Source organism: Xanthobacter sp. DMC12, from assembly GCF_056314105.1.
The window spans coordinates 1,718,411-1,740,512 of record NZ_JBQUYZ010000001.1; the positions used below are offsets into that span (position 1 = coordinate 1,718,411).

Below are 22,102 nucleotides of genomic sequence, written 5' to 3' on the forward strand. Positions count from 1 at the left end.
CGTCAACGTCCGTTGGAGTAAGCCGGGAGGCCGCGACTTTCCCGGTAGCGGCGTTCGGCCTCCTGCTGCTTCTCCCGAACGCCTCGGATGGCCTCGTCGCGCTCGCGGTTCTTTTTGTCCTGAGCTTCCCGCCTGAGGCGATCGCGGCGCTCCATCATGTCGGCATGCAGCTTGATGCGGGCACTGTTGGCCTTGCGCACCTCCTCAGCATTCCGGCGTTCCTGCTCCAGCATCTCATTGCCGGAGCGGATCGCGTCTTCAGCAAAGCGATCCATGGCCTCGTCGGCTGGCAAGTCCCGCCCGCGCAGATCCTCCACGGCGCGGATGCCGCGGGCGCCTGCCTGGGCGACGCCGCCAAGCGCCTTGCGACCATATCCCATGTACATGTTGCCGAGGCTGACGGTCGGCTCCCGCGCGGGAGGAGCACTCGCTGGGCTCGCCCCGACCGGAAGCCTCGCTTCATCCTCTGCGGGTGCAGGCGGCTGCTCCGGCGCCGAGCTGGATGAAGCAGGTTGTTCCCTGGGCTGGGGCGCCGATGGGGCGGCCTGATCTTCAGCGGTCGGCCGCCAGATCGGAATGCTGCGTGCCGCGCTTCCCACCGTCGGCGGAACGGCACTGCCACCACCCCCACCATACCCTGCAGCCGCGACCCCACGATCCTGGGCTCGCAACACCTCCACAGCCTTCGCGACCTTCTCATCGTCCGTGAGCCGGGCGTAGGTGAAGTCGTTCGCCAGAAGCGACTTCATGGTGCTGTCCAGCCGCTTGCGAAACTCGACTGTGCCCTGCGGACCCTCCAGGGCGGCCTGCTTCAGCGCGGCTTCCAGCATCATCTTGCCGGTCTCGCGCGCCTCGGTGCGCTTGTCCTTCGCGATCTCGGAGCGCGCCTTGTCGGCCGCCTCCACCTGCTGCAGGCCGAACTTGAACACCTGCTCCGGCGCCATCAGCTCGATGCCCATCCGGTAGATGTCCTCGCGGCCGTCGATGGAGCGGGTCCACTTCTTCCCCGTGGCCTTGTCCTCGAATTCGAGGTCCATGCCCACCGTGTTCCCGTCCTTGTCCTTGCGGAGCTTCGCGGTCGTGGTGCGCCCGTCCTCGAAATAACCTTGCTGGTTATAGGCGGCGGTGATGTGCTTCGCGAAGCCGTCAGGATCATCACGAGAGGCGGCCTGAAGCGCCTTCGCCCAGCTCTCCATGCCCTTCTGCACGCCCTCGGTCTTCAGCCAGTTGTTGTAGGCTTGAGCCTTCTCCGGCTGCCCGGCGCGCATGTAGGCCTCGGTCACGAGCGGGGCGCTCTTGGCCGTGTAGTAGTCCATGAAGGGCTTCACGTCCTTCTCCGCAGCCGCGCGCGCCTGCCCCTTGTCCGTGAAGGTCGCGTCACCAACCTTGAATGCGGGCAGCCTCTTGCCATCCGGCGTCGGCCCCTGCGCTTCGATCGGCTGGATCGCACCCTCCACGTCCGCACTCCGCGCCGCGCTGGCCTGATCTGCCGCCTGCGAGTACGCGCCCTTGATGGCATCGTCCCGCTGCCAGTCCTGCCGCTGACGATCCCGCTGTTCGTTGGTGAAGGCCTGGCTCTGGTTCTCGGCCGCGATGCGGCGCTGCCGATCCTCCTTGGCGAGGGACCGGTCCTCCCGGGCGAAGGAGCGGTCCTCATCCTGAAGCTGGATGCGCCGCGCCCGGTCTTCCTTGGCCAGCGACCGATCCTCGTCTTCAAGGGCTCGGCGCCGGTCCCGGTCTTCCACGCCAGCCCGAAACTCCATGCCGCCCTGAAGGCCGCGCATGAACGAACCAATGCCGAGGCTTGCCATTGTCAGGCTCCTATTCCGCCGAGTGCGGCTTCGATGTCGATGATGCGGGCCACGACGACCGGGTAGAAAATGTCGGAGAGGTCGGCACCGGCATCGAGCGCCCGTCGGAGCCGGCCCGCATTGGCTTCGATCTGGGAAAGGCGGCGGTCCAGCTCCACGTCCGCTACCGCCATGAGAACGGCAGGCGGGACGCCATAGAGGTGCGCAATGGCGTCGACGTCCGATGCGGACGCCTTTCGCTGCTGAGCCGGACGGGGAGCCCAGACGAGGAGGATGGCCGCACCGGCAGGGTCCGTGAACCGCTCAAACGCGCGAGCGCGCCGGCCGAAGGTCAGCCAATCGAAGGGGACAGGTTCAGCGCTGAGGAAAGGCGCGTTGCGGCACATCCTGTGCTCCGTCAGCGAGAGAGAAGGAGGCGCGCGCGCCGGCGCCGCGACCGGCGCGGTGCTCGATCTTCATGTCCTTGGGCGCGGTGATGCCCAGGCGGGCATGAAAGCCAGCTCCTCGGGTGGTCCGATCCACGAACACGATTTCCGCGTCGCCAATGCGGAGGCTTTCGCCGGGATGAAGCTTGATGAGCAACATGGTCGCAACATAGGGCGAAGAGAAAATTCTTTCAATATCAATTATTTAGAACACATTACGGGACAGAGTGAGACGGCCTCGGACGCCGATGGACAGAGCGCCCCATCCTCACCAATGCACGGGGGACATGGAATGGTGACGGCTGGGTTCCCCTTGCCGCTTTGTCAACAACCCTGAAGGGGGCTTTGGAACGCGAATGATCGCTTGTTGACGACACCAATCCCGTCAGCGGCGTCCACGAGGGCCGAACTGAACTCAGACTAGTGCTGCCTTTCCGGAAGCGAGCCGAGCGGCTGGGTCTTGCGCGGCAGCTTGAGATTGCACGGGAATGCGATACTCCTGACACGGCAGGCGTGGTCGGGAGGGGCGGGTGATTCCCACATTGGAGCAGGCGGTCTCGGCATTCGGCCGCAGCACTGCGGCGAAGCTCTCGAACATTGCCATCAGTGGCGCACCCGAGGATCAATTGCGCGGGCCGCTTGAGGCACTGGTCGCCGATCTTGCCCTGATAACCGGATGCGCGCCGGGCGCGTTGGCCATCGTCGGCGAGACCACCCTCACCGAGGATCGGACACGGCCGGACTACGCCGTCACGCTGAGGAACACGCTGGTCGGCTTCATCGAGGTCAAGGCGCCGGGGAAGGGAGCCAATCCGCGCCAGTTCAAGGACCGACACGACAAGGCTCAGTGGGAGCGGCTGAAGTCCCTTCCCAACCTGCTTTACACCGACGGCACCGCCTTCGCCCTGTGGCGGGACGGCGAGCGCGTGGGCGACGTGGTCCGCCTCATCGGCGATGTGGAGAGTTCAGGCGCCGCGCTCGCCGCGCCCCCGGCCCTGCTGGCGCTGTTCAACGACTTTTTCACCTGGACGCCGATCACGCCGAAGACCCCGAAGCGGCTTGCGGAAACCAGCGCGCGCCTGTGCCGCCTGCTGCGGGAAGAGGTGACCGAGCAACTGCGCCGCGGCAATGCCGGCCTCAGCGATCTCGCCCAGGACTGGCGCCGCCTGCTGTTTCCCGATGCCAGTGACGAGAGCTTTGCCGACGGATATGCGCAGGCTGTGACCTTCGGGCTGCTGATTGCCCGCGCCCGCGACATTTCCCTCGCGAACGGCATCGACAACGCGGCGAACGCGCTGCGCCGGTCCAATTCGCTCATCGGCACCGCGCTGCACCTGTTGATCGACGATCCAGACCACCAAAAGGCCCTTGCCACCTCTCTCGTCACCATGACCCGCGTGTTTCAGGAGGTGAACTGGGCGAAGATCAGCAAAGGCGACGCCGATGCGTGGCTTTATTTCTATGAACATTTTCTGGAAGTCTATGACAATACGCTGCGCAAACGCACCGGCTCCTACTACACCCCGCCGGAAGTCGTCACGGCCATGGTCCGGCTGGTGGACGAGGCGTTGCGGGGACCGCTGTTCGGGCGGGCGGACGGGCTGGCGGCGCAGGATGTGACCATTGCCGACCCTGCGGTGGGCACGGGCACCTTCCTGCTCGGCGTGCTGCGCAAGATCGCGCAAAGCGTCAGCGACGATCTCGGCCCCGGCAGCGTGCCGACCGCCCTGGAGAATGCCGCCGGCCGGCTGATCGGCTTCGAGCTTCAGTTCGGCCCCTTCGCGGTGGCGCAGCTGCGGCTGCTAGCCGAGTATGGGGAGCTGATGGAAGAAGCCGGCGCGCAGGGGACCCTGCCGGAGCTCAAGCTGTTCATCACCGATACGCTCGGAAACCCCTTCGCCGAAGAGGAACACATTCCGAGCTTCATGAAGCCGGTGGCGCAGTCACGGCGGGCGGCGAACCAGATCAAGCGGAACGACAAGATCACCGTGGTCATTGGCAATCCGCCCTACAAGGAGAAGGCGGACGGGCGCGGCGCCTGGATCGAGGCGGGCTCCGAGGGCTATGCCGCGCCCATGGACCGCTGGCGCCCGCCTGCGGCGTGGGGCGTGGGTGCCCATACCAAGCACCTGAAGAACCTCTATGTCTATTTCTGGCGTTGGGCGAGCCTGAAGGTGTTCGGGGCCGGATGGCGCGACGCCACCGGCCTGCCGGACGGCGACGAGGAGGGCATCGTCTGCTTCATCACCATGGCCCGCTTTCTTAACGGGCCTGGCTTTCAGAAGATGCGGGCGGACCTTAGAGCTAGTTGTACGGATATTTGGGTCATCGACTGCTCACCAGAGCCGCATCAGCCCGACGCAGTGACGAGGTTCTTTCAAGGCGTTCAACAACCAATTTGCATAGCCCTCGCCGCCCGGCGCAAGGGCAAGGACGCGACACGGCCCGGTCGCGTGCATTTCCGGGCGCTGCCGGAAGGCCGGCGCGAGGAGAAATTCGCGGCGCTGGCCGGCTTCTCCCTCGCCGGGCCGGGTTGGGCGGAATGCCCGCAGGAGTGGCGAGCGCCGTTTTTGCCGGAGGCGAGTGGGGCCTGGGCTGGCTTCCCAACGCTGAAGAGCCTCTTCGTCTACAACGGCTCCGGTGTGATGCCGGGGCGGACCTGGATTATTGGACCGGACAAGGACAGTCTGGCGAAGCGATGGGCGCGGCTCACAGCGGAAGCCGATCCGGTCGAGAAGGAGCGGCTCTTTCACCCGCACCTGCGAAATGGGCGGCCAGGCGACAAGCACATCCGGAAAGTTGTCCGCCAAGGACTTGGACGATTTCCGCCACCATCGGGGACGATCCTTCAGGATGAAGGCTTGCCCTTAGATGTCGTCCGTTACGCCTTTCGGAGCTTTGATCGGCAATGGATTTTGCCCGACGCCCGTCTAATCAATCAGCCCAATCCGACCTTGTGGAATAGCGCGTCAGAGGATCAGGCTTATCTAACGGTTCTTGACGCGAATTCTCCTGACGTAGGGCCTGCCGTCTCGTTCTCGGCATTGATTCCGGACCTCGACCATTACAATGGGCGGGGCGGCCGGGTTTTCCCCCTCTGGTCGGATGCCGACGCCACCCGCTCCAATCTCAACCCCGCCCTCCTCGCCGGCCTCTCCGACTTCTATGGTGAGGCCGTCGCCCCGCCCGACCTGATGGCCTATGTCGCCGCCGTGCTAGCCCACCCCGCATTCACCGCGCGGTTCGCGGCAGACCTGAAGCAGCCGGGCCTGCGCGTGCCCGTTACCGCCGATGCGGTGCTGTTCCACCGTGCGGTGGAGATCGGCCGGGAGGTGATCTGGCTGCACACCTATGGCGAGCGCTTCCACGACGCCGCCGCCGGCCGGCCGCATCAGGCGCCTCGCCTCGACAAGGCTCATGCGCCCGTCATCCCCGTCGGAGGCGGCATTCCCGGCGCCCCCGAGCCCTTGCCCGAGAGCATGGATTATGACCCCGCCACCCGTCGCCTCACAGTGGGCAAGGGTCATGTGGACAATGTGATGCCCGAGGTCTGGGCCTATGAGGTCTCCGGCAAGCAGGTGCTGAAGCACTGGTTCAGCTATCGCCGCCGCGACCGGACCCGCCCGGTGATCGGCGACCGCCGCCCGCCCTCGCCGCTCGATTCCATCCAGCCCGACCATTGGCTGGGCGAGTACACCACCGACCTGATGAACCTCCTTCATGTGCTCGGCCGGCTGGTTCTGCTGGAGCCGCGGCAGGCGGCGCTGCTGGAGGAAATCCTGGGACAACCCCTGCTCGGCATTGCCGACCTCGGCCTCGCGCCGGAAAATGACGGCGATTCGGGAAAGGATGCCGCCGATGGCCCAGCTTGACATGTTCGCCGCGGAAACCGTTCCGCACACGGACATCTCGGCCGATCCGGACCGCGTGCGCCGCAAGCTGGATGGGCTTCTGGCCGAGGCCCGGGACGCCGCCGTCCACGCCCTGCCGCAAAGCCGGCGCCGCCTGATAGAAACCGTCGTGCCGCAGATGACGCGCTGGCTTCCGGAGGATGAGGCCGAGGCAGTCCGCCAGACGCTCGCGGCCGCCCTGAAAAGCTGAGGCGACAGCCGCTACGCCTGCCGCCTTCCAACCCTCCAGCTTGTCCGCCCACCACTGCATCATCCCCACCCGCTCTTCTCGATGCTCCCCACCGGCATAGGCGTGGCGGATGGCGTCAGTGTCTTGGTCGGCGAGCAGGTCATGACGACGGTTGGAGGAGCTTGGTGGGTCCGCCGGAAACGGGCGCCTGTGCGAGGTGATCGGGTCGGCGGAAGAGACCTAGGGTGCGGTCAAGGCGGAGCTGATCTAAGAGGGCGTCATTCTTCCCGGCCGGGGACGGGGCGGTTCAGTCTGGCTCGCCAGCGCGGCGGCGTTCATCGAGGCGGTTGAGATTACCCCAGGTGACGCGTAGGGATGATTTGCCTTATCATCCCAGAAAATAAGGCCTTCTAAGGTGGTGGCTGGGGACGCTTGGAATGCACGACAATTCGAAGTCGACAGCCCACGAAAATAGACCTGCCGGCACTGTCGATTTTGCCCAAGTCATGTCGGGAGCGTCGTCGTTCAAAGATGTGGGTATCGCCAACATCACGGACACTTATCAGGGACAGATCCTCACTCGCGACCGGGAGCTGAAGACGGCGATTCTGAAAGACTTGGCCCCTAAGGAGCTTGCAAACGAGATTCTGGCAGCGAGCCTTGCGTTAGTGCTCGGTCTCCCCGTTCCTCCTGCCTTCATCGGCATTACGGAGCCGGGAAATCCGTGTGCAACCCGCGCAATCATGCGCGATGGTCGCGGCCTCATGTTTGCCAGCGTCGACGTAAGCAGTCCATCCATTGCTGCGCTCGTAAAAAGGCCTACCGATCTAGAGACGCTTACGTTGCTTCGGCCGATCGTCGAGCTTTTGGTAAAACAGTCTTGGCTCGGCGATTTGTATGGCTTCGACGCGTGGGTCGCGAACGTGGACCGGCATATCGGGAACGTGCTGTTCTCAACCGGGACGGGCGTCTGGATCATAGATCATGGCCGCTGTTTCACGGGCCCAACCTGGACCCAGGCTGATCTGATTGCTGCCGGCACATATAGGCACAGGCTGCGCGAATGGGTTACCCAGTTTTTGTCCCCCGCTGAGCGTAGGAGGCTGGCAAATGAAGCCGCCGACCTGCCGGTCCGACTCCGGGGCGTTAACGTGAGAGAAGCAGGCCGAAAGAACAGCGTGATTAACCTGATCGGCGCGTCAGATTTCGAGGCACTCGTCTCGTTTCTGACCGACAGAATTTCTCATGTCCCGAGCGCCGCGGGTGCCGCGCTCAACGAGCCTAGGATAGCGTGAAATGATCTCGCTAGACGTTCCGATTTTCCAAGACTTTGATCGCCTTCAACGGGCGGTCTGGTCTCCCGTGCTCTTTCGGCCGATTATGGGATCGCCAGAGCAATTCGTGATCGGAATCGCTGTAGTCGGCGAGAGTGGCATTCATTTGGAGCGCGCCAACCACCTTCGGCGTCTCGAGTGCATTTTTGCAGATGCGTCTGAAGTAGTGGTAACGCTCGCCGAAACTGCGCTCGACATAATCGAATCTGACTTATTGAAGCGGTCAAGGTCTGCATTAACCGATTTCAATCCCTCAATTTCCGGTGTTTTGCTGGGGGATATCCGGGAGGCGCAAGGCATTTCACTTCAACAGATTGCTGTATCATGGATGACCGCAATGTCTTCGCTTTACAAGCGAAGCATCGTCTTTGAGCTTTCTGGCGAGTTGGAGGAGGTGTTGGAAGAGGTTGGGGAGGCTCGGGAAGGTGGAGATCGGCTGCCGGCGCTCGTATTCGAATATGTGCAGATAGAGCGGCCGAACCTGGCGCGGTTCTTCAGCAATGAAATCAGGAACGGCCGACAGCGGCGCCGGAATGCTCATGGCGTGATCATTGATTTCGCGGGCTCGAAGCTGGTAGCCAATTTTGGCACGCTCGCCAGCAGCAACTTCACAGCGTCGATAGGCCGGATTAAGACTCGCCTATGGGACCTTAAGGTCGACCGGGACAGTGAGCCATCGGCTCTAGTAAAGCGGGAACATGAGATGATCGTGCAACACCCGCCGATGAACGATCCTCAACTAAGTCAGAAGCAGGTCGATCGCCTCAGGGAGGCTCTTGAAGCGTTAGAAGCGCAGGCTGATCAGGAAGAGATCAGACTACGGCCTCTAAACACTGTCGACGAGATCGGGAGGCATATTCTGTTTAAGGAAGCTGCCTAAGGGACGACATCCGCTCGCCCCACTTCGTTAAGGGACTTCCGCAAGGAGAGCGTCGTCGGCAGGAGGCCAGTGTCTGCCGGCGACCGCTGCCCATGCCACAATTAGCTCTCGCCGCTTCTCCAGCGCGATGTGGCCCGCGTTGTTACGCACGATGCCCTCGTTGCGCACCTCGACACGCAAGGCAGACGAAATCGCCTTTATGACGCGCTCGCGGAGAATGAGAGCGCGGTCCAGGTGATGGACAATAGTTCGCTGAAGGTGATCGCCCATGAACTGCTCGTCAGCCTCAAGGGTAGCGCCTCGGTGGATTGGTCGCACCGGGAGAGCGCCAGAGCCAGAATGCGGGTGCTGGTGAAGCGGGTTTTGCGGAAGCATGGATATCCGCCCGATCTTCAGGATGCGGCCGTTCAAACCGTTCTGCGACAAGCCGAGGCACTCTCAGCGAGTTGGGCGTAGGAAATTGAGCGAACGGTCACGCCAAGTCTGAGGCCATTTGCTGGATGTCGAGCTATTCGGCTCCGTCCACCGATCATTTGGTGGCGGCCTGTCCTAATACCCGTAATTGTGGCCGTCTTGTCCGTCGGCCGACCCACTGGCTCGCCATTCCATAGCGCAGCATCCACTCCTCCGGAATTTCGAGGGAGAGCAACATGCTTCGCTCCTTGTCGGCGACCTCCGTGCAGGCCGCAGGCAGCGGAACGGCGGCGCTGATCGCGGCGGCTACGAATTCGTTTTCAATCCGCCAATCGTCCGGAAAGCGCCCCACCTCCTGCCTGGCCTTCCATTCCGTCTCCGCTAGCGTGTCGACTCGGCTGTACTCCTCTTCGGGCAGTTGGCCGTTGCAGACATAATGATGCGCGAAATTGGGATGGTCCGCGATCGCGTTCGCAAGTGCGCGGAACTGCTCGGTGAGTTCCTCCCGATCGACCAGCATATCGATCATGCCCCCGTGATTTTCTGGCATGAAGGCATGGGGCCGGCTGATGAGATGGAAGCGGCAGACATCCGCGCCGTGATGATTGACCACGAAGGTCGCACGTCCGTTCTCGGCCAATGGCGCATGCGGCTCTCCGCCAGCCACCATGATCTGCACGAAACGAGCAAGCAGCACCATGGAGTCGCCCACGTCGTCGAAAGAAAGATCGAACGCCGCCTCGCCGGCATTGACCGAGACATGTATCCACCCGTTGGTGATCGAGACGAGGCGCAGCGCGAGATGGCCAAGCTGAGGTTCTCCGGCCAGCAACGGCAACCGCTCATCGATCGGCACCCAACCTTTGAGAACTTGGCTCCGGTTCCAGCCGCGATGACGTTGCCCCCAAGTTTTATCCAGCGTCACGTTCGTTCTGGCGGGTGGATTTGGCCTTGTCGGCCGGGTGAGCGACGGGATCTGTCGCGGAGCTTTTGGCCTGGCGCAGCGGCAGATCCCGTCGCGGATGGAAGGTGGCGGCGAAGGCGGAGGGGGTCTGCCAGCCGAGGGCGGAGTGCGGACGTGATCCGTTGTAGTCGGACCGCCACCTGCCCAGGGTCGCTCTGGCCTGGCCGAGCGCCGAGAACAGCGTCTCATTGAGAAGCTCGTCCCGCAGGCGGCCGTTGAAGCTCTCGATGAAGGCGTTCTGCATGGGCTTGCCGGGCGCGATGTAATGCCACTCGACCCGGGCCGCGTCCGCCCAGGCGAGGATGGCGTTGGAGGTGAACTCGCTGCCGTTGTCGCTGACGATCATCTTCGGCCGGCCGCGCTCGGCCACAAGGCGATCTAGCTCCCGGGCCACCCGCACGCCGGACAGCGATGTGTCCGCCAGCAGGGTGAGGCATTCCCGGGTGCAGTCGTCGACGACGGTGAGGATGCGGAAGCGGCGGCCGCAGGTGAGCTGGTCCGACACGAAGTCGAGCGACCAGCGCTCGTTCGGCCGCATCGGGATCATCATGGGCGCCCGCGTCCCGATGGCCCGCTTGCGGCCACTACGGCGCCGCACCTTGAGACGCTCCTCGCGATAGAGCCGGAACAGGCGCTTGTGGTTGACCGTGAAACCCTCCCGCTTGAGCAGCACGTGCAGGCGCCGATAGCCGAAGCGCCGCCGCTCGTGGGCGATGGCCTTCATGCGCTCGCGCAGGACGCCGTCGTCGGCCCGCTTCGCTCGGTATCGCATGGTCATGCGGCAGAAGCCGGTGGCTTTACACGCCCGCCGTTCGCTCATCCCGTGGTGCCCCATGAGATGGGCGACAGCTTTGCGCTCGGCAGCGGGCGTCACCACTTCTTTCCCAGGAGATCCTTCAGCGCGACATTATCCAGCATCGCGTCGGCCAGCATGCGCTTCAGCTTCGCATTTTCGTCCTCCAGCGCCCGCAGCCGCTTGGCTTCCGACACCTCCATGCCGCCGAACCGGGCCTTCCACTTGTAGATGCTGGCGTCGCTGACCCCGTGCTTGCGGCACAGATCGGAGACAGGCACCCCGGCCTCGTGCTCCTTCAGGATCGAAATGATCTGCTCTTCCGTGAAACGGCTGCGCCTCATGGTCTGGTCCTCGCAATGGGCCAGAACGAACTTCAAACTGGATTAGCCAGACGGGGCAACGTCAGCGATGCAGTGCGGCCTCCTCGGCCACCGCATCCCTGACCACGCGCATGCAATTGCCTGAACCGATCTGGCGATACTCCGCGCCTTCCAGGCCCAGGCCAAGCAGCGCGCTGTCAACGCCCCCCTGAGCGCAATCGAGCGAAAGCAGCCGCCATCCCACCCCGTCCTCATTGCGGAGCGCGACAACCACATAGGGTTCAAGAAGTGGGTAGGATTGCGAACTGGTCATGGCGACGGTTCCGGAAGAAGCAGCTTTGCGTGTGGCGAGAGCGCGCAAGCTTGCGGCTCCCCATCTCACCGGCTCGGTCAATTTTGACATTTCCAGCATTTCGTCTATGCCGAAATGGCCGCCATCAAGCCACTGAAATCACACTGATTTTTATTTCGTCGATTTTGGCAAATTTGGCATAGAGACACACTGTTTTATGAGTAGTAGTATTATAGTAGATGTTATCCCTCTTTCTCCCCCACCGGGTGGGTGCAGTGGGACGCCCAGGCGGCCATCATCTCCCGGCGCTTCTCCAACGCATCCCCTCGCCGGTAGGCGCGCTCGGTCGCGTCGCCCACCACATGCGCAAGGGCCGCCTCGGCAATCTCCCGTGGAAAGCTCGTCTCCTCGGCAGCCCAGTCGCGGAATGAAGACCGAAAGCCATGGACGGTGATCTCCAGCTTCTGACGGCGCAGCAGCATCTCCATGGCCATGCCACTCAACGGACGCTTGGGACGCTGGCCGGGAAACACGAAGCCGTCCCCGGTTTCCGGACGCGCCACCTCCAATGCCTTCAGGATGGCCATGGCTGGCTCCGTCAGGGGAACGCGATGCTCTCGCCCCGCCTTCATGCGGCTCGCGGGCACCGTCCACGTCCGGGCCTCCATGTCGATCTCGCTCCACGTGGAGCCTAGCACCTCGCCCGACCGGGCGGCGGTGAGGATCGTGAACTCCATGGCGCGTGCCGCCATGGCTTCCCTCTTGCGCAGGGATGTAAGGAAAGCCGGCACGTCGGTATAGGGCAACGCCGGATGATGGCCACGCTGGAGCTTCTGGCGTTTGGGAAGAAGGGTGTCGAGGTGACCGCGCCAGCGGGCGGGGTTCTCCCCGGTGCGCAGGCCCTTGGCCTTCGCCGCATCCAGCACCTTCTCGATGCGGCCCCGCAGACGGGCGGCCGTCTCGTTCTTCTCCGTCCACACGGGCTGGAGCACGGCCAGCACGTCATCGGTGGTGATGTCGGCGAGCTTCTTGTCCCGGATGCCGGCGCAATAGGTCGGGCCGAGGGTCATCTTCCACTGATAGATGTGCTTGTCATTGCGGAAGCCCCGTTGGAGGCTTTCCACCAGCGCATCGGCGAACACCCCGAAGGTGGGTGCGGCCTCGGCCTCCTTCCGGGCGGCCTTGGCGGCGTTCCGATGGGCGAGGGGGTCAGCACCGCTCCCCACGATCCGCCGGGCTTCCTCGGCCCTGTCACGGGCTTCCGCGAGCTTCACGTCTGGGTACGGCCCCAACCCCATCTCCCGGCGCCGACCATCGCGGGTGAACAGGAAGATCCATGCCTTGGTGCCGGTGGGGCCGATCTGAAGATAGAGCCCCCCACCATCCGCATGCCGACCCTTACCACTGAGGCTCTCCACCCCGCGCACGGTGAGCTTCTTCGTCGCCCGAGCCATATACCCCTCCCATGGGACGCCAACCCCAATGGGAGTCTAAACACCTCAACCCCACTTTCAACCCCACTAATTTAGCGCGCTTCCGGTGGACGCCTCTGGACGATTGAGGACAGATGGTCTCTCATATGCCTATGAATACACACATTTTAAGGACGCATACAGACGCGACGGGACGGCAGTTCGGTGGACTTCCGGGACACCATTTCCCCATCAATCAGCAGCTTACACGAGGGTTGGCCACATCGGCGGCCTACAGCCGCCTGAGGCTCACCTCGGCCACCTCGTGGCGGCCGGCCTTGCGCAGGATGAGGTCGGCGCGCTGGCGGGTGGGCAGGATGTTGTCCTGCAGGTTCACGAGGTTGATCCGCCGCCAGATGGACAGCGCGGTGGCCTGCGCTTCGTCGTCGGAGAGCTGCGAATAGCGGTGGAAGTAGGACAGGGGATCGGTAAAGGCGGTTTCGCGCAGGCGCATGAAGCGCTCCACGTACCAGCGCTCGATCACGTCCTCGTCGCCGTCGATATAGACCGAGAAGTCGAAGAAGTCGGAGACGAAGGGGATCGCCTTGCCGTCCTTGGGCGGGCGCGTGGTCTGCAGCACGTTCAGCCCCTCGACGATGAGAATGTCCGGCCGGTCGATCTCCACATACTGGTCGGGCATCACGTCGTAGAAGAAGTGCGAATAGAGCGGCGCGCGCACCGGCCGACGGCCGGCCTTGATGTCGGTGAGGAAGCGCAGCAGCAGCGCGACGTCGTAGCTCTCGGGAAAGCCCTTCTTCTCCATCAGCCCCTCGCGCTCGAGGATGGCGTTGGGCAGAAGAAAGCCGTCGGTGGTCACGAGATCCACCTTGGGCGTATTGGGCCAGCGGGCGAGCAGCGCCTGCAGCACGCGCGCGGTGGTGGACTTGCCCACCGCCACCGAACCGGCGACGCCGATGATGTAGGGCATCTTCTCCTCGCCGGCCGTCTCTCCCTCGCGATGGTCGAGGAAGTGGGTCATGGCGCGGTAGAGCTTCTGCGTCGCCGCCACATAGAGCGAGAGCAGGCGCGAGAGGGGGAGGTAGATTTCCTCCACCTCCTTCATGGAGAGGCGAACGCCGAGGCCTTCCAGCCGCGCGATCTCGTCCGGCCGCAGCGTCATAGGGGTGTCGCGGCGCAGCTTCGCCCACTCCTCGCGGGAGAAGGAGCGATACGGGGAGAGGCCTGGATCGAGGGGCCGGTCCATGGTCGCGATGTCTCTGTCAGGCCTGAGGACGGGCGGCTTTTTCGGCGAGACCGGACTGGGCGGTCCTCCGCGCAAGCTCGGCGTGGATGTCGGCGAGGGCGATCCCGCGCGCCTTGAGCACCACCATGAGGTGATAGAGGAGATCGCTCGCCTCCCCCACCAGATCCTTCTCGCTACCCGAAACGGCGGCGATCACCGTCTCCACCGCCTCCTCGCCCAGCTTCTGGGCGCATTTGCCGACGCCCTTGTCGAGCAGGGTGCGGGTGTAGGACGAGCCCGCGTCCGCAGAGGCCCGCGCCGCGACGATGGCTTCGAGGTCGGCGAGGGTGAAGCTGTCGCTCATCGGGTCGGCCCCACAGGAAGGGTCAGGAACGGAGGCACTGAAGCATTTTCAGCGACATGGGGTGCGGTTCGCATCAAGAAAATGCGAAAAACGGGTTAACCGGAAGCGCTGCTTTAGCAGTGCCCCCGGCGAAGCTCAGTCGAGCCGTACCGGAAGACCGGCCTCGGCCAGCCGGTCTTTGGCCTCGCGCACAGTGAAGGTGCCGAAGTGGAAGATGGAGGCCGCGAGCACCGCAGAGGCGCCCCCGTCCCGGATGCCCTCCACCAGGTGGTCGAGGATGCCGACGCCGCCGGAGGCGATGACCGGCACGTGTACCGCATCCGCCACCGCGCGGGTCAGCGCGCAGTCGAAGCCCTGCCCGGTGCCGTCGCGATCCATGGAGGTGAGCAGGATTTCCCCCGCGCCGAGGTCCACCACCTCGCGGGCATACTGGATGGCGTCGAGGCCGGTGGGGTTCCGCCCGCCGTGGGTGAAGATCTCCCAGCGGTTCTCCTCGCCCGGCAGCGACACCTTCTTGGCGTCGATGGCGACGACGATGCACTGCTCGCCGAACTTCTCCGCCGCTTCGCCCACGAAGGCACGGCGGTTCACGGCAGCGGTGTTGATGGAGACCTTGTCCGCCCCTGCGTGCAGAAGGGTGCGCACGTCGTCCACCGTACGCACGCCGCCGCCCACGGTAAGGGGCATGAAGCACTGCTCGGCGGTGCGGCGCACCACATCGAGGATGGTGCCGCGATTCTCGTGGCTGGCGGTGATGTCGAGGAAGGTGAGTTCGTCGGCCCCGGCGGCGTCATAGGCGCGCGCGGCTTCCACCGGGTCCCCGGCGTCGCGCAGGTCCACGAACTGGACACCCTTCACCACGCGGCCGTCCTTCACGTCGAGGCAGGGGATGACGCGGACCTTCAGCATGGCGCACCTATCGTCCGGCCACCAGCGCGAGGGCCTCGCGCGGGTCCAGCCGGCCGTCATAGAGGGCCCGGCCGGTGATGGCGCCTTCGAGCTTCTTCCCGGCCGGAGCGAGCAATCCCTCGATGTCGGCGAGGGAGGCGAGGCCGCCGGAGGCGATCACCGGCAGCGAGATGGCCTCGGCCAACGCGATGGTGGCTTCTAGGTTGAGACCCTTCAGCAGGCCGTCGCGGGCGATGTCGGTGTAAATGATGGCGGCGACACCGGCGTCCTCGAAGCGCCGGGCGATGTCCACGGCGGCAAGCTCGGACGTCTCCGCCCAGCCTTCCACCGCGACGTACCCGTCGCGGGCGTCGAGGCCCACCACGATGCGGCCGGGATGGGCTTTCGCCGCGGCCTTCACGAAGTCCGGATCGCGCACCGCTGCGGTGCCGAGGATGACGCGGGTGACGCCCTTCTCCAGCCAGCCTTCCACGGTCCGCATGTCGCGGATGCCGCCGCCGAGCTGCACCGGGATGGAAACCGTCTCCAGGATGCGGTCCACGGCGGCCGCGTTCACCGGCTTGCCGGCGAAGGCGCCGTCCAGGTCGACGAGATGCAAGTAGCGGAAGCCGAGTGTCTCGAACTCCTCCGCCTGGGCGGCGGGGTCGCGATTGAACACGGTGGCCCGCGCCATGTCGCCCTGTTCGAGGCGCACGGCGAGGCCGTCCTTGAGGTCGATGGCCGGAAAGAGGATCACGGATGCCACTTCAGGAAATTGGCGAGGAGCGCGAGGCCAAGGGTCTGGCTCTTCTCGGGATGGAACTGGGTGCCGGCCACATTGTCCCGCGCCACCGCGGCGGTGATGGTGCCGCCGTAGTCGGTGGTGGCGAGGAGGTCGATGCCGTCCGCCGGCTTGAGGTGGTAGGAGTGGACGAAATAGGCATGGAGGCCGGACGCGCCGGTGGGAATGCCGGCGAGCAGCGGGTGCTCGCGCGCCACTTCCAGCGTGTTCCAGCCCATGTGCGGAATCTTGAGGGTCGGATCGTTGGGGGTGATGCGGTCCACCTCGCCGCGGATCCATCCGAGGCCCTCGGTGACGCCGTGCTCCAGCCCGCGCTCGGCGAGGAGTTGCAGGCCGACGCAGATGCCGAGGAAGGGGCGCCCCCTGCCCTTCACCGCCTCGGTCATCGCCTCGACCATCCCGGGAACGGCATCAAGCCCGGCGCGGCAGTCGGCGAAGGCGCCGACGCCCGGCAGCACGACACGATCCGCGGTGCGCACCACATCCGGATCGCTGGTGACGATGACGCTCTGGCCGGCCTCATGCGCAAGGCTCTGCGCCGCGCGCTCCATGGCCTTGGCAGCGGAATGCAGGTTGCCGGAATTGTAGTCGATGATGGCGACGTTCACGCCTCAGGCTCCCGGAAAGGCGCCGATGACGCCGGATGAACCGCCCGGAGCCGGGAAGGACGGGCGGATGGCGGGAAGGGCGGAGGCGGCACGCGCCGCCGGGAACAGTCCGTCCCATTCCGCGAAGAAGCGGTGCTCGGCCTCGTCCCGGTCGGCGGCGACCACCACGGCGGCCTCTTCATAACCGAGCCGCTCCAGCTTGCGCTGCCGCAGGCGCGGCAATTCCAGCGCCAGCAGCACATGGAAGCCGATCATGACCGCGTCGCCGACCCCGTCGGCGAGGCCGCCCCAGATTTCCGCGAGACTGAATAGGACAGCCACCGCCGCATAGGCCGCGAACACCAGCCACAGGCGGAAGCGCAGCAGAACGATGGGGGCGAAGAACAGCGTCACCCAGGAGAATTTCTCGCGCACGAACACGGTGCGCCCTGCCGCCTGCTCGGCGGTGTCGCCGGCGACGGTGCGGGTCAGAACGGTCCAGCTGGCCATGGCTGCCTCACGTCTTCCGCGTCACGTGCCCAGGGCGCCCTTGGTGGAGGGGATTTCCCCCGCCGCCGCCGGGTCCACCGCCACCGCCGCGCGCAGCACCCGGGCGAGGCCCTTGAAGCAGCTTTCCGCGATGTGGTGGGCATTCACCCCGTACAGCGTCTCCACATGCAGGGTGACGCCGGCATTGGAGGCGAAGGCCTGGAAGAATTCCCGCACCAGCTCGGTGTCGAACTCGCCGATCTTCGGCACCGCGAACTCGGTGCGGAAGACGAGGAAGGGCCGGCCGGAAATGTCGACGGCGACGCGGGTGAGCGTCTCGTCCATGGGCAGGAGCACGTCGGCATAGCGCGTGATGCCGCGCATGTCGCCGAGCGCCTTCCTGACCGCCTGGCCGAGGACGATGCCCACATCCTCGGTGGTGTGGTGAAAATCGATGTGGAGGTCGCCCACCGCCTTGATATCGAGGTCGAAACGGGCGTGACGGCCAAGCAGGTCCAGCATGTGGTCGAGGAAGCCGACACCGGTGGCCACAGACGTCCGGCCCGTTCCGTCGAGGTCGACGGCGAGCGTGACGCTGGTCTCCTTGGTCTCGCGGACGATTTCGGCCTTGCGCATGGAACTCCTCCAAGGCTGCGGCTTCTATCAGCAACATCGCTGCAACGCCATATGGCGATGAGATGACGCCGCCCGCGCGCAGGCCGCCTCGCCTCGGATCGGCTTCTATGGCATAGCGGCACCGTCAACTCGACGGGGATCGCCGATGCCGACGACGCACAACGACGGGCTGGAGCTTGCCTATCAGGTCAGCGGCGAGGGCCCGCCACTTCTCATCATCTCGGGCCTGTCGGCCGAACGCTCCTTCTGGGCCCTGTCGCGCCCGCTGCTAACGGGCTTCACCCTCATCGAGTTCGACAACCGCGACATAGGCAAGAGCCAGCGCGCCAAAGCGCCCTACACGGCCGCCGACATGGCCCGCGATGCCCTCGCCGTGCTGGATGCCTCGGGTTTTCAAAAGGCGCACGTCATCGGCCATTCCATGGGCGGCATGATCGCCCAGGAACTCGCCATCGCCGCCCCGCAGCGGGTGAACCGGCTCGTGCTGTCCAACACCATCGCCCGCAACGATCTCTACACCACCGAGATCATGCGGCTTTTCAAGGAGCTGCGGCTCCAGCTCGACAACGAGCTGACGTTCGGCGCCGCGCTGACCTCGTTCGTGCTCGGCATGCGCACGCTGAACAAGATCCCGCTGTTTGCAGCGGTCCAGCAGTCGCTGGACGCGGGTCTTTATCAGGAGAAGGACGCCTTCATCCGCCAGGTGGAGGTCTGCGTCGCCTTCGACAGCCTCACCCGCCTCGGCCGCATCACGGCCCCGACCCTCGCCATCTATTGCGACGACGATCGCGTGTTCGCCCCCGCCATGGCCCGCGAGCTCGCGAACGGTATCCCCGGCGCCAAGCTCGATGAGATCATCGACAGCGGCCACTGCCCCATGGTGGAGGCGCCAGAGAACTTCTGCACCACCGTGCGTGCCTTCCTGAACGGAAGCTGAGCGGGAGGCGAGTTGCGCCGGCCGCGGAAGCGCATAAGTAAGCCCTAAGCGGAGCTTTTTATGCAGCATTCCCCTGATACCATTTACGGCACCACCATCGTCACCGTGCGCAAGGGCAACCGGGTCGCCATCGCCGGCGACGGGCAGGTCACGCTCGGCCAGACCGTGCTGAAGGCCAATGCGCGCAAGGTGCGCCGGCTGGGCCGCGGCGACGTGATCGGCGGCTTCGCCGGCGCCACCGCGGACGCCTTCACGCTGTTCGAGCGGCTGGAGGCGAAGCTGGAGCAGTATCCCGGCCAGTTGCAGCGCGCCGCCGTGGAACTCGCCAAGGACTGGCGGACCGACCGCTATCTGCGCCGGCTGGAAGCCATGATGATCGTGGCCGATGCCTCGGTGTCCCTCGTCCTCACCGGCACCGGCGACGTGCTGGAGCCCGATGCGGGCGTGGCGGGCATCGGCTCGGGCGGCATGTATGCCCTGGCCGCCGCCCGCGCCCTCCTCGACCGCGAGGAGGACCCGGAGGCCATCGTGCGGCGATCGCTGGAGATCGCGGCGGATATCTGCGTCTACACCAACCGGAACATCGTCGTGGAAACCATCGGGTCCTGAGCGCCCCCGGCCCCGCCACCGCCAGAAGGACACATGATTCCATGAGCGACTTTTCCCCCCGCGAGATCGTCTCCGAACTGGACCGCCACATCGTCGGCCAGGCCAAGGCCAAGCGCGCGGTCGCCATCGCCCTGCGCAATCGCTGGCGCCGGCAGCAGCTGGACGAAAAGCTGCGCGAGGAGGTTCTGCCCAAGAACATCCTGATGATCGGCCCGACCGGGGTCGGCAAGACCGAGATTTCCCGCCGCCTCGCCCGCCTCGCCGGCGCGCCATTCCTCAAGGTCGAGGCCACCAAGTTCACCGAGGTGGGATATGTGGGCCGGGACGTGGAGCAGATCGTGCGCGATCTCGTGGAGGTCGGCATCGGCCTGACCCGCGAGGCCAAGCGCAAGGACGTGCAGGCGAAGGCCCACCTCAATGCCGAGAGCCGCGTGCTTGATGCCTTGGTGGGCGCCAGCGCCTCTCAGGCCACCCGTGACGCCTTCCGCAAGAAGCTTCGGGCCGGCGAACTCGACGACAAGGAAGTCGAGATCGAGGTGCAGCAGGGCCAGCAGGGCATGCCCATGTTCGAGATCCCCGGCATGCCCGGCGCGCAGATGGGCGCCATCTCGCTGGGCGACATGCTGGGCAAGGCTTTCGGCGGCCGTTCCAAGCCGCGCCGCGTGACGGTGAAGGAGGCCCATCCCCTTCTTCTCACCGAAGAGGCGGACAAGCTGATCGACCAGGACGCCATCACCCAGGAGGCGATCCATGCCGTCGAGAACAACGGCATCGTCTTCCTCGACGAGATCGACAAGATCGCCGGGCGCGAGGGCCGCTCGGGCGCGGACGTCTCCCGCGAGGGCGTGCAGCGCGATCTGCTGCCGCTCATCGAGGGCACGACCGTGTCCACCAAGCACGGGTCGGTGAAGACCGACCACATCCTTTTCATCGCCTCCGGCGCATTCCACGTCTCGAAGCCGTCAGACCTGCTGCCGGAGCTTCAGGGCCGCCTGCCCATCCGGGTGGAGCTGGAGGCGCTGACCCGGGCCGATTTCGTGCGCATCCTCACGGAGACCGAGGCGAGCCTCGTCAAGCAGTCGGTGGCCCTCATGGGCACGGAAGGCGTGACGCTGGACGTGACCGCGGACGCCGTGGAGGCCATCGCCGATGCCGCCGTGGAGGTGAACTCCAATGTGGAGAACATCGGCGCCCGTCGCCTGCAAACGGTCATCGAGCGGGTGCTCGACGACCTATCCTTCTCGGCCCCGGACCGCTCCGGCGAGACGGTAGTAGTGGATGCGGAGTATGTGCGATCGCGCGTCGCGGACCTTGCCAAGAACGCCGACCTCAGCCGCTTCATCCTGTGAGGCGGCTCAGGAAAGGCGCGTGCGGTCACCCCAGGCCAGTTTCTTGCGGTAGAGCGTCGAGGGGCTGAGATCGAGGGCGGCGGCGGCGAGCGAGATGTTGCCGTCGAAGGCGGCGATGGCGGCCTCTATGGCCCGCCGCTCCACCACCGACAGGGGCTCCACTCGTCCCTGCCAGGAGAAGTTGTCGGACCAGCCCTGGATCAGCACCTCGGGGGAGCGGCCGGCGGCCGGTGCCTCGGGCGCGTCGGGCTGGGCCAGCAGACCGGGCGGAATGGTGCCGCCCTCGCTGAGGATCACCACCCGGCGCATCAGGTTCTGCAGCTCGCGCACATTGCCGGGGTAGCGGTGCGCGCGGAGCGCTTCCACCACCTCGGCCGTGAAGCGGGGCATCGGCCGTCCTTCCTCACCGGCGAAGCGGGCGAGGAAGGTTTCCGCCAGAAGCAGCACGTCGTCGCCCCGCGCGCGGAGCGGCGGCAGCGCCAGCGGCAGCACGGCCAGCCGATAATAGAGGTCCTCCCGGAGACGGCCGGCGCGCACCTCCTCCAGCGGGTCGCGGCTGGTGGCGCAGACGAGGCGGACGTCCGCCTCCCGCTCTGCCACCTCGCCCACGGGACTGAAGCGGCCGGTCTCCATGAAGTGCATCAGCCGGGCCTGACAGGCCGGCTCCATCTGCGTGATCTCGTCGAGATGCAGCGTGCCGCTCTGGGCCCGGTCCATGGCGCCCGCGTCCTCGCGGCCGAACAAGGCGATTTCCATGAGTTCGGGGGGAATGACGGCGCAGTTGAGGGCAACGAAGGGCGCATCGCGCCGCGACGACGCGGCGTGGACCGCCGCCGCCACCAGATCCTTTCCGGTGCCGCTCTCACCGGTCACGAACACCGCCGCGCGGGAGGCCGCAAGGCGCTCGATCTGGGCATAGACGGCGAGCATGGGCGCCGAACGCCCGTAGAGACCGCAGAAATCACCGCCCCGCGGCAGGGGGCGGGCCGCCCGGCGCCGACGTTCTGGGCGGCGCGCCGGGGTCGCGGCCAGCAGGCGGTCCATCACCTCCTCGACCACGAACGGCTTCTGCACCACGTCGTCGGCCCCTGCCCGCATCGCGGCGACCGCATCGGCCACCGAGCCTTCGGCCAGGGCCACGACGAGAGTGCCAGCAAAGCCGCTGGCCCTTACGCGCCGGACCGCCTCATCCGGATCGACCGTGCCGACCAACGCAGACGTGCAGCGCGGCAGCAGCGCCAGAGCCGCGGTGATATCGGCCGCCTCGACCATGTCGAGGGAATCACGGCGCGCGAGCGCGGCCCGAACCGTGGCGCGCACCGCTGGATCGGGATCGCATATCAGCAGGCGGGCCGGCCCGCCGGAGCGGCGGGCGAGGGAAAATTGAGACATGGAATGTGGATCGCGTAATACGAACATCCCTGGCAGTAAACGCCGGACAGGGTAAAGGAAGCTTTGCCGACCGCACAA

General features: G+C 65.5%; 24 protein-coding genes. 8 read left to right on the forward strand and 16 right to left on the reverse strand.

Translation table 11 applies throughout. From position 1 onward, the window contains the following. Positions 1–2: 2 nt before the first annotated feature. From ACT535_RS07925 to ACT535_RS07935, 3 genes are read right to left on the reverse strand one after another with little or no spacing between them, the layout of a single operon-like run. On the reverse strand, positions 3–1,811 hold the full coding sequence (locus ACT535_RS07925) for a hypothetical protein (protein WP_476363929.1): 1,809 nt from the start codon (positions 1,809–1,811) through the stop codon (positions 3–5). A gap of 2 nt (positions 1,812–1,813) precedes the next feature. Continuing rightward, entirely contained in the window at positions 1,814–2,197 is a 384-nt protein-coding gene (locus tag ACT535_RS07930) for a hypothetical protein (protein WP_476363930.1), read from the reverse strand. Next, the gene (locus tag ACT535_RS07935) at positions 2,166–2,396 is read right to left on the reverse strand and encodes a carbon storage regulator (RefSeq protein WP_476363931.1); all 231 of its coding nucleotides are present in this window, start codon (positions 2,394–2,396) and stop codon (positions 2,166–2,168) included. The genes ACT535_RS07930 and ACT535_RS07935 overlap by 32 nt, the downstream gene beginning before the upstream one ends. Positions 2,397–2,766: 370 nt before the next feature. Here ACT535_RS07935 and ACT535_RS07940 point away from each other — a divergent pair, with 370 nt between their 5' ends. From ACT535_RS07940 to ACT535_RS07955, 4 genes are all read left to right on the forward strand, one after another. Then, positions 2,767–6,108 carry a type ISP restriction/modification enzyme gene (locus tag ACT535_RS07940; protein WP_476363932.1) on the forward strand — a complete coding sequence of 1,114 codons (3,342 nt, stop codon included), beginning with the start codon at positions 2,767–2,769 and terminating at the stop codon, positions 6,106–6,108. Continuing rightward, a complete protein-coding gene (locus ACT535_RS07945) occupies positions 6,095–6,337 on the forward strand; it encodes a hypothetical protein (protein ID WP_476363933.1) in 243 nt (80 codons plus the stop codon). Before ACT535_RS07940 ends, ACT535_RS07945 begins: the two co-directional genes overlap by 14 nt. Positions 6,338–6,753: 416 nt before the next feature. Next, positions 6,754–7,611 carry a HipA family kinase gene (locus ACT535_RS07950; RefSeq protein ID WP_476363934.1) on the forward strand — a complete coding sequence of 286 codons (858 nt, stop codon included), beginning with the start codon at positions 6,754–6,756 and terminating at the stop codon, positions 7,609–7,611. A gap of 1 nt (position 7,612) precedes the next feature. Then, the gene (locus tag ACT535_RS07955; RefSeq protein WP_476363935.1) at positions 7,613–8,530 is read left to right on the forward strand and encodes a hypothetical protein; all 918 of its coding nucleotides are present in this window, start codon (positions 7,613–7,615) and stop codon (positions 8,528–8,530) included. A gap of 27 nt (positions 8,531–8,557) precedes the next feature. On the opposite strand, the gene ACT535_RS07960 is transcribed toward ACT535_RS07955, so the two are convergent. After that, on the reverse strand, positions 8,558–8,800 hold the full coding sequence (locus tag ACT535_RS07960; RefSeq protein WP_476364012.1) for a hypothetical protein: 243 nt from the start codon (positions 8,798–8,800) through the stop codon (positions 8,558–8,560). Here ACT535_RS07960 and ACT535_RS07965 point away from each other — a divergent pair. Then, a complete protein-coding gene (locus ACT535_RS07965) occupies positions 8,768–8,986 on the forward strand; it encodes a type I restriction enzyme endonuclease domain-containing protein (RefSeq protein WP_476364010.1) in 219 nt (72 codons plus the stop codon). The genes ACT535_RS07960 and ACT535_RS07965 overlap by 33 nt on opposite strands. A gap of 73 nt (positions 8,987–9,059) precedes the next feature. Here the strand turns inward: ACT535_RS07965 and ACT535_RS07970 are convergent, their stop codons facing one another. From ACT535_RS07970 to hisB, 11 genes are all read right to left on the reverse strand, one after another. After that, entirely contained in the window at positions 9,060–9,869 is an 810-nt protein-coding gene (locus tag ACT535_RS07970) for a hypothetical protein (RefSeq protein ID WP_476363936.1), read from the reverse strand. Beyond that, positions 9,856–11,045 (reverse strand): IS3 family transposase gene (locus tag ACT535_RS07975; protein WP_476363937.1). Its coding sequence is split into 2 segments (ribosomal slippage): positions 9,856–10,796 and positions 10,796–11,045, totalling 1,191 coding nucleotides; the frame shifts between segments, so codons are not numbered across the junction. The genes ACT535_RS07970 and ACT535_RS07975 overlap by 14 nt, the downstream gene beginning before the upstream one ends. A gap of 61 nt (positions 11,046–11,106) precedes the next feature. Continuing rightward, positions 11,107–11,337: a hypothetical protein gene (locus ACT535_RS07980; protein WP_476363938.1), complete on the reverse strand. Its 231-nt coding sequence runs from the start codon at positions 11,335–11,337 to the stop codon at positions 11,107–11,109. Positions 11,338–11,558: 221 nt separating this feature from the next. Then, positions 11,559–12,770 (reverse strand): tyrosine-type recombinase/integrase, encoded by a 1,212-nt coding sequence (locus ACT535_RS07985; protein WP_476363939.1) that lies wholly within the window; start codon positions 12,768–12,770, stop codon positions 11,559–11,561. A gap of 250 nt (positions 12,771–13,020) precedes the next feature. Beyond that, positions 13,021–13,992, reverse strand: coding sequence for a type I pantothenate kinase (gene coaA, locus ACT535_RS07990; protein ID WP_168460063.1), 972 nt, complete (start codon positions 13,990–13,992; stop codon positions 13,021–13,023). 16 nt (positions 13,993–14,008) lie between these two features. After that, on the reverse strand, positions 14,009–14,335 hold the full coding sequence (locus tag ACT535_RS07995) for a phosphoribosyl-ATP diphosphatase (RefSeq protein WP_476363940.1): 327 nt from the start codon (positions 14,333–14,335) through the stop codon (positions 14,009–14,011). Positions 14,336–14,470: 135 nt separating this feature from the next. After that, entirely contained in the window at positions 14,471–15,244 is a 774-nt protein-coding gene (gene hisF / locus ACT535_RS08000; protein WP_476363941.1) for an imidazole glycerol phosphate synthase subunit HisF, read from the reverse strand. Positions 15,245–15,251: 7 nt separating this feature from the next. Beyond that, on the reverse strand, positions 15,252–15,989 hold the full coding sequence (hisA, locus tag ACT535_RS08005; protein ID WP_476363942.1) for a 1-(5-phosphoribosyl)-5-[(5-phosphoribosylamino)methylideneamino]imidazole-4-carboxamide isomerase: 738 nt from the start codon (positions 15,987–15,989) through the stop codon (positions 15,252–15,254). After that, complete coding sequence (gene hisH / locus ACT535_RS08010) at positions 15,977–16,576, reverse strand: imidazole glycerol phosphate synthase subunit HisH (protein WP_476326387.1); 600 nt, start codon at positions 16,574–16,576, stop codon at positions 15,977–15,979. Before hisH ends, hisA begins: the two co-directional genes overlap by 13 nt. Positions 16,577–16,636: 60 nt before the next feature. Next, the gene (locus ACT535_RS08015) at positions 16,637–17,122 is read right to left on the reverse strand and encodes a DUF2628 domain-containing protein (protein ID WP_476363943.1); all 486 of its coding nucleotides are present in this window, start codon (positions 17,120–17,122) and stop codon (positions 16,637–16,639) included. A gap of 21 nt (positions 17,123–17,143) precedes the next feature. After that, positions 17,144–17,737: an imidazoleglycerol-phosphate dehydratase HisB gene (hisB, locus tag ACT535_RS08020; protein ID WP_476363944.1), complete on the reverse strand. Its 594-nt coding sequence runs from the start codon at positions 17,735–17,737 to the stop codon at positions 17,144–17,146. A gap of 145 nt (positions 17,738–17,882) precedes the next feature. Between hisB and ACT535_RS08025 the strand changes: the two genes are divergently transcribed. From ACT535_RS08025 to hslU, 3 genes are read left to right on the forward strand one after another with little or no spacing between them, the layout of a single operon-like run. Beyond that, the gene (locus ACT535_RS08025) at positions 17,883–18,674 is read left to right on the forward strand and encodes an alpha/beta fold hydrolase (protein WP_168460090.1); all 792 of its coding nucleotides are present in this window, start codon (positions 17,883–17,885) and stop codon (positions 18,672–18,674) included. Positions 18,675–18,734: 60 nt separating this feature from the next. After that, complete coding sequence (gene hslV / locus ACT535_RS08030; RefSeq protein ID WP_168460094.1) at positions 18,735–19,283, forward strand: ATP-dependent protease subunit HslV; 549 nt, start codon at positions 18,735–18,737, stop codon at positions 19,281–19,283. A gap of 41 nt (positions 19,284–19,324) precedes the next feature. Beyond that, a complete protein-coding gene (gene hslU, locus ACT535_RS08035; RefSeq protein ID WP_476363945.1) occupies positions 19,325–20,632 on the forward strand; it encodes an ATP-dependent protease ATPase subunit HslU in 1,308 nt (435 codons plus the stop codon). Positions 20,633–20,638: 6 nt separating this feature from the next. On the opposite strand, the gene ACT535_RS08040 is transcribed toward hslU, so the two are convergent. Then, positions 20,639–22,024 (reverse strand): sigma-54-dependent transcriptional regulator, encoded by a 1,386-nt coding sequence (locus tag ACT535_RS08040; protein ID WP_476363946.1) that lies wholly within the window; start codon positions 22,022–22,024, stop codon positions 20,639–20,641. Between the last annotated feature and the right edge of the window lie 78 nt (positions 22,025–22,102).

Excerpts from the sequence above, each read along its gene's own strand:
- ACT535_RS07925 (WP_476363929.1), bottom strand. The coding sequence starts at position 1,811 with ATGGCAAGCCTCGGCATTGGTTCGTTCATGCGCGGCCTTCAGGGCGGC.
- ACT535_RS07930 (WP_476363930.1), bottom strand. The coding sequence starts at position 2,197 with ATGTGCCGCAACGCGCCTTTCCTCAGCGCTGAACCTGTCCCCTTCGAT.
- ACT535_RS07935 (WP_476363931.1), bottom strand. The coding sequence starts at position 2,396 with ATGTTGCTCATCAAGCTTCATCCCGGCGAAAGCCTCCGCATTGGCGAC.
- ACT535_RS07945 (WP_476363933.1), top strand. The coding sequence starts at position 6,095 with ATGGCCCAGCTTGACATGTTCGCCGCGGAAACCGTTCCGCACACGGAC.
- ACT535_RS07950 (WP_476363934.1), top strand. The coding sequence starts at position 6,754 with ATGCACGACAATTCGAAGTCGACAGCCCACGAAAATAGACCTGCCGGC.
- ACT535_RS07955 (WP_476363935.1), top strand. The coding sequence starts at position 7,613 with ATGATCTCGCTAGACGTTCCGATTTTCCAAGACTTTGATCGCCTTCAA.
- ACT535_RS07965 (WP_476364010.1), top strand. The coding sequence starts at position 8,768 with ATGGACAATAGTTCGCTGAAGGTGATCGCCCATGAACTGCTCGTCAGC.
- ACT535_RS07960 (WP_476364012.1), bottom strand. The coding sequence starts at position 8,800 with ATGGGCGATCACCTTCAGCGAACTATTGTCCATCACCTGGACCGCGCT.
- ACT535_RS07980 (WP_476363938.1), bottom strand. The coding sequence starts at position 11,337 with ATGACCAGTTCGCAATCCTACCCACTTCTTGAACCCTATGTGGTTGTC.
- ACT535_RS07985 (WP_476363939.1), bottom strand. The coding sequence starts at position 12,770 with ATGGCTCGGGCGACGAAGAAGCTCACCGTGCGCGGGGTGGAGAGCCTC.
- coaA (WP_168460063.1), bottom strand. The coding sequence starts at position 13,992 with ATGGACCGGCCCCTCGATCCAGGCCTCTCCCCGTATCGCTCCTTCTCC.
- ACT535_RS07995 (WP_476363940.1), bottom strand. The coding sequence starts at position 14,335 with ATGAGCGACAGCTTCACCCTCGCCGACCTCGAAGCCATCGTCGCGGCG.
- hisF (WP_476363941.1), bottom strand. The coding sequence starts at position 15,244 with ATGCTGAAGGTCCGCGTCATCCCCTGCCTCGACGTGAAGGACGGCCGC.
- hisH (WP_476326387.1), bottom strand. The coding sequence starts at position 16,576 with ATGGAGCGCGCGGCGCAGAGCCTTGCGCATGAGGCCGGCCAGAGCGTC.
- ACT535_RS08015 (WP_476363943.1), bottom strand. The coding sequence starts at position 17,122 with ATGGCCAGCTGGACCGTTCTGACCCGCACCGTCGCCGGCGACACCGCC.
- hisB (WP_476363944.1), bottom strand. The coding sequence starts at position 17,737 with ATGCGCAAGGCCGAAATCGTCCGCGAGACCAAGGAGACCAGCGTCACG.
- ACT535_RS08025 (WP_168460090.1), top strand. The coding sequence starts at position 17,883 with ATGCCGACGACGCACAACGACGGGCTGGAGCTTGCCTATCAGGTCAGC.
- hslV (WP_168460094.1), top strand. The coding sequence starts at position 18,735 with ATGCAGCATTCCCCTGATACCATTTACGGCACCACCATCGTCACCGTG.
- hslU (WP_476363945.1), top strand. The coding sequence starts at position 19,325 with ATGAGCGACTTTTCCCCCCGCGAGATCGTCTCCGAACTGGACCGCCAC.
- ACT535_RS08040 (WP_476363946.1), bottom strand. The coding sequence starts at position 22,024 with ATGTCTCAATTTTCCCTCGCCCGCCGCTCCGGCGGGCCGGCCCGCCTG.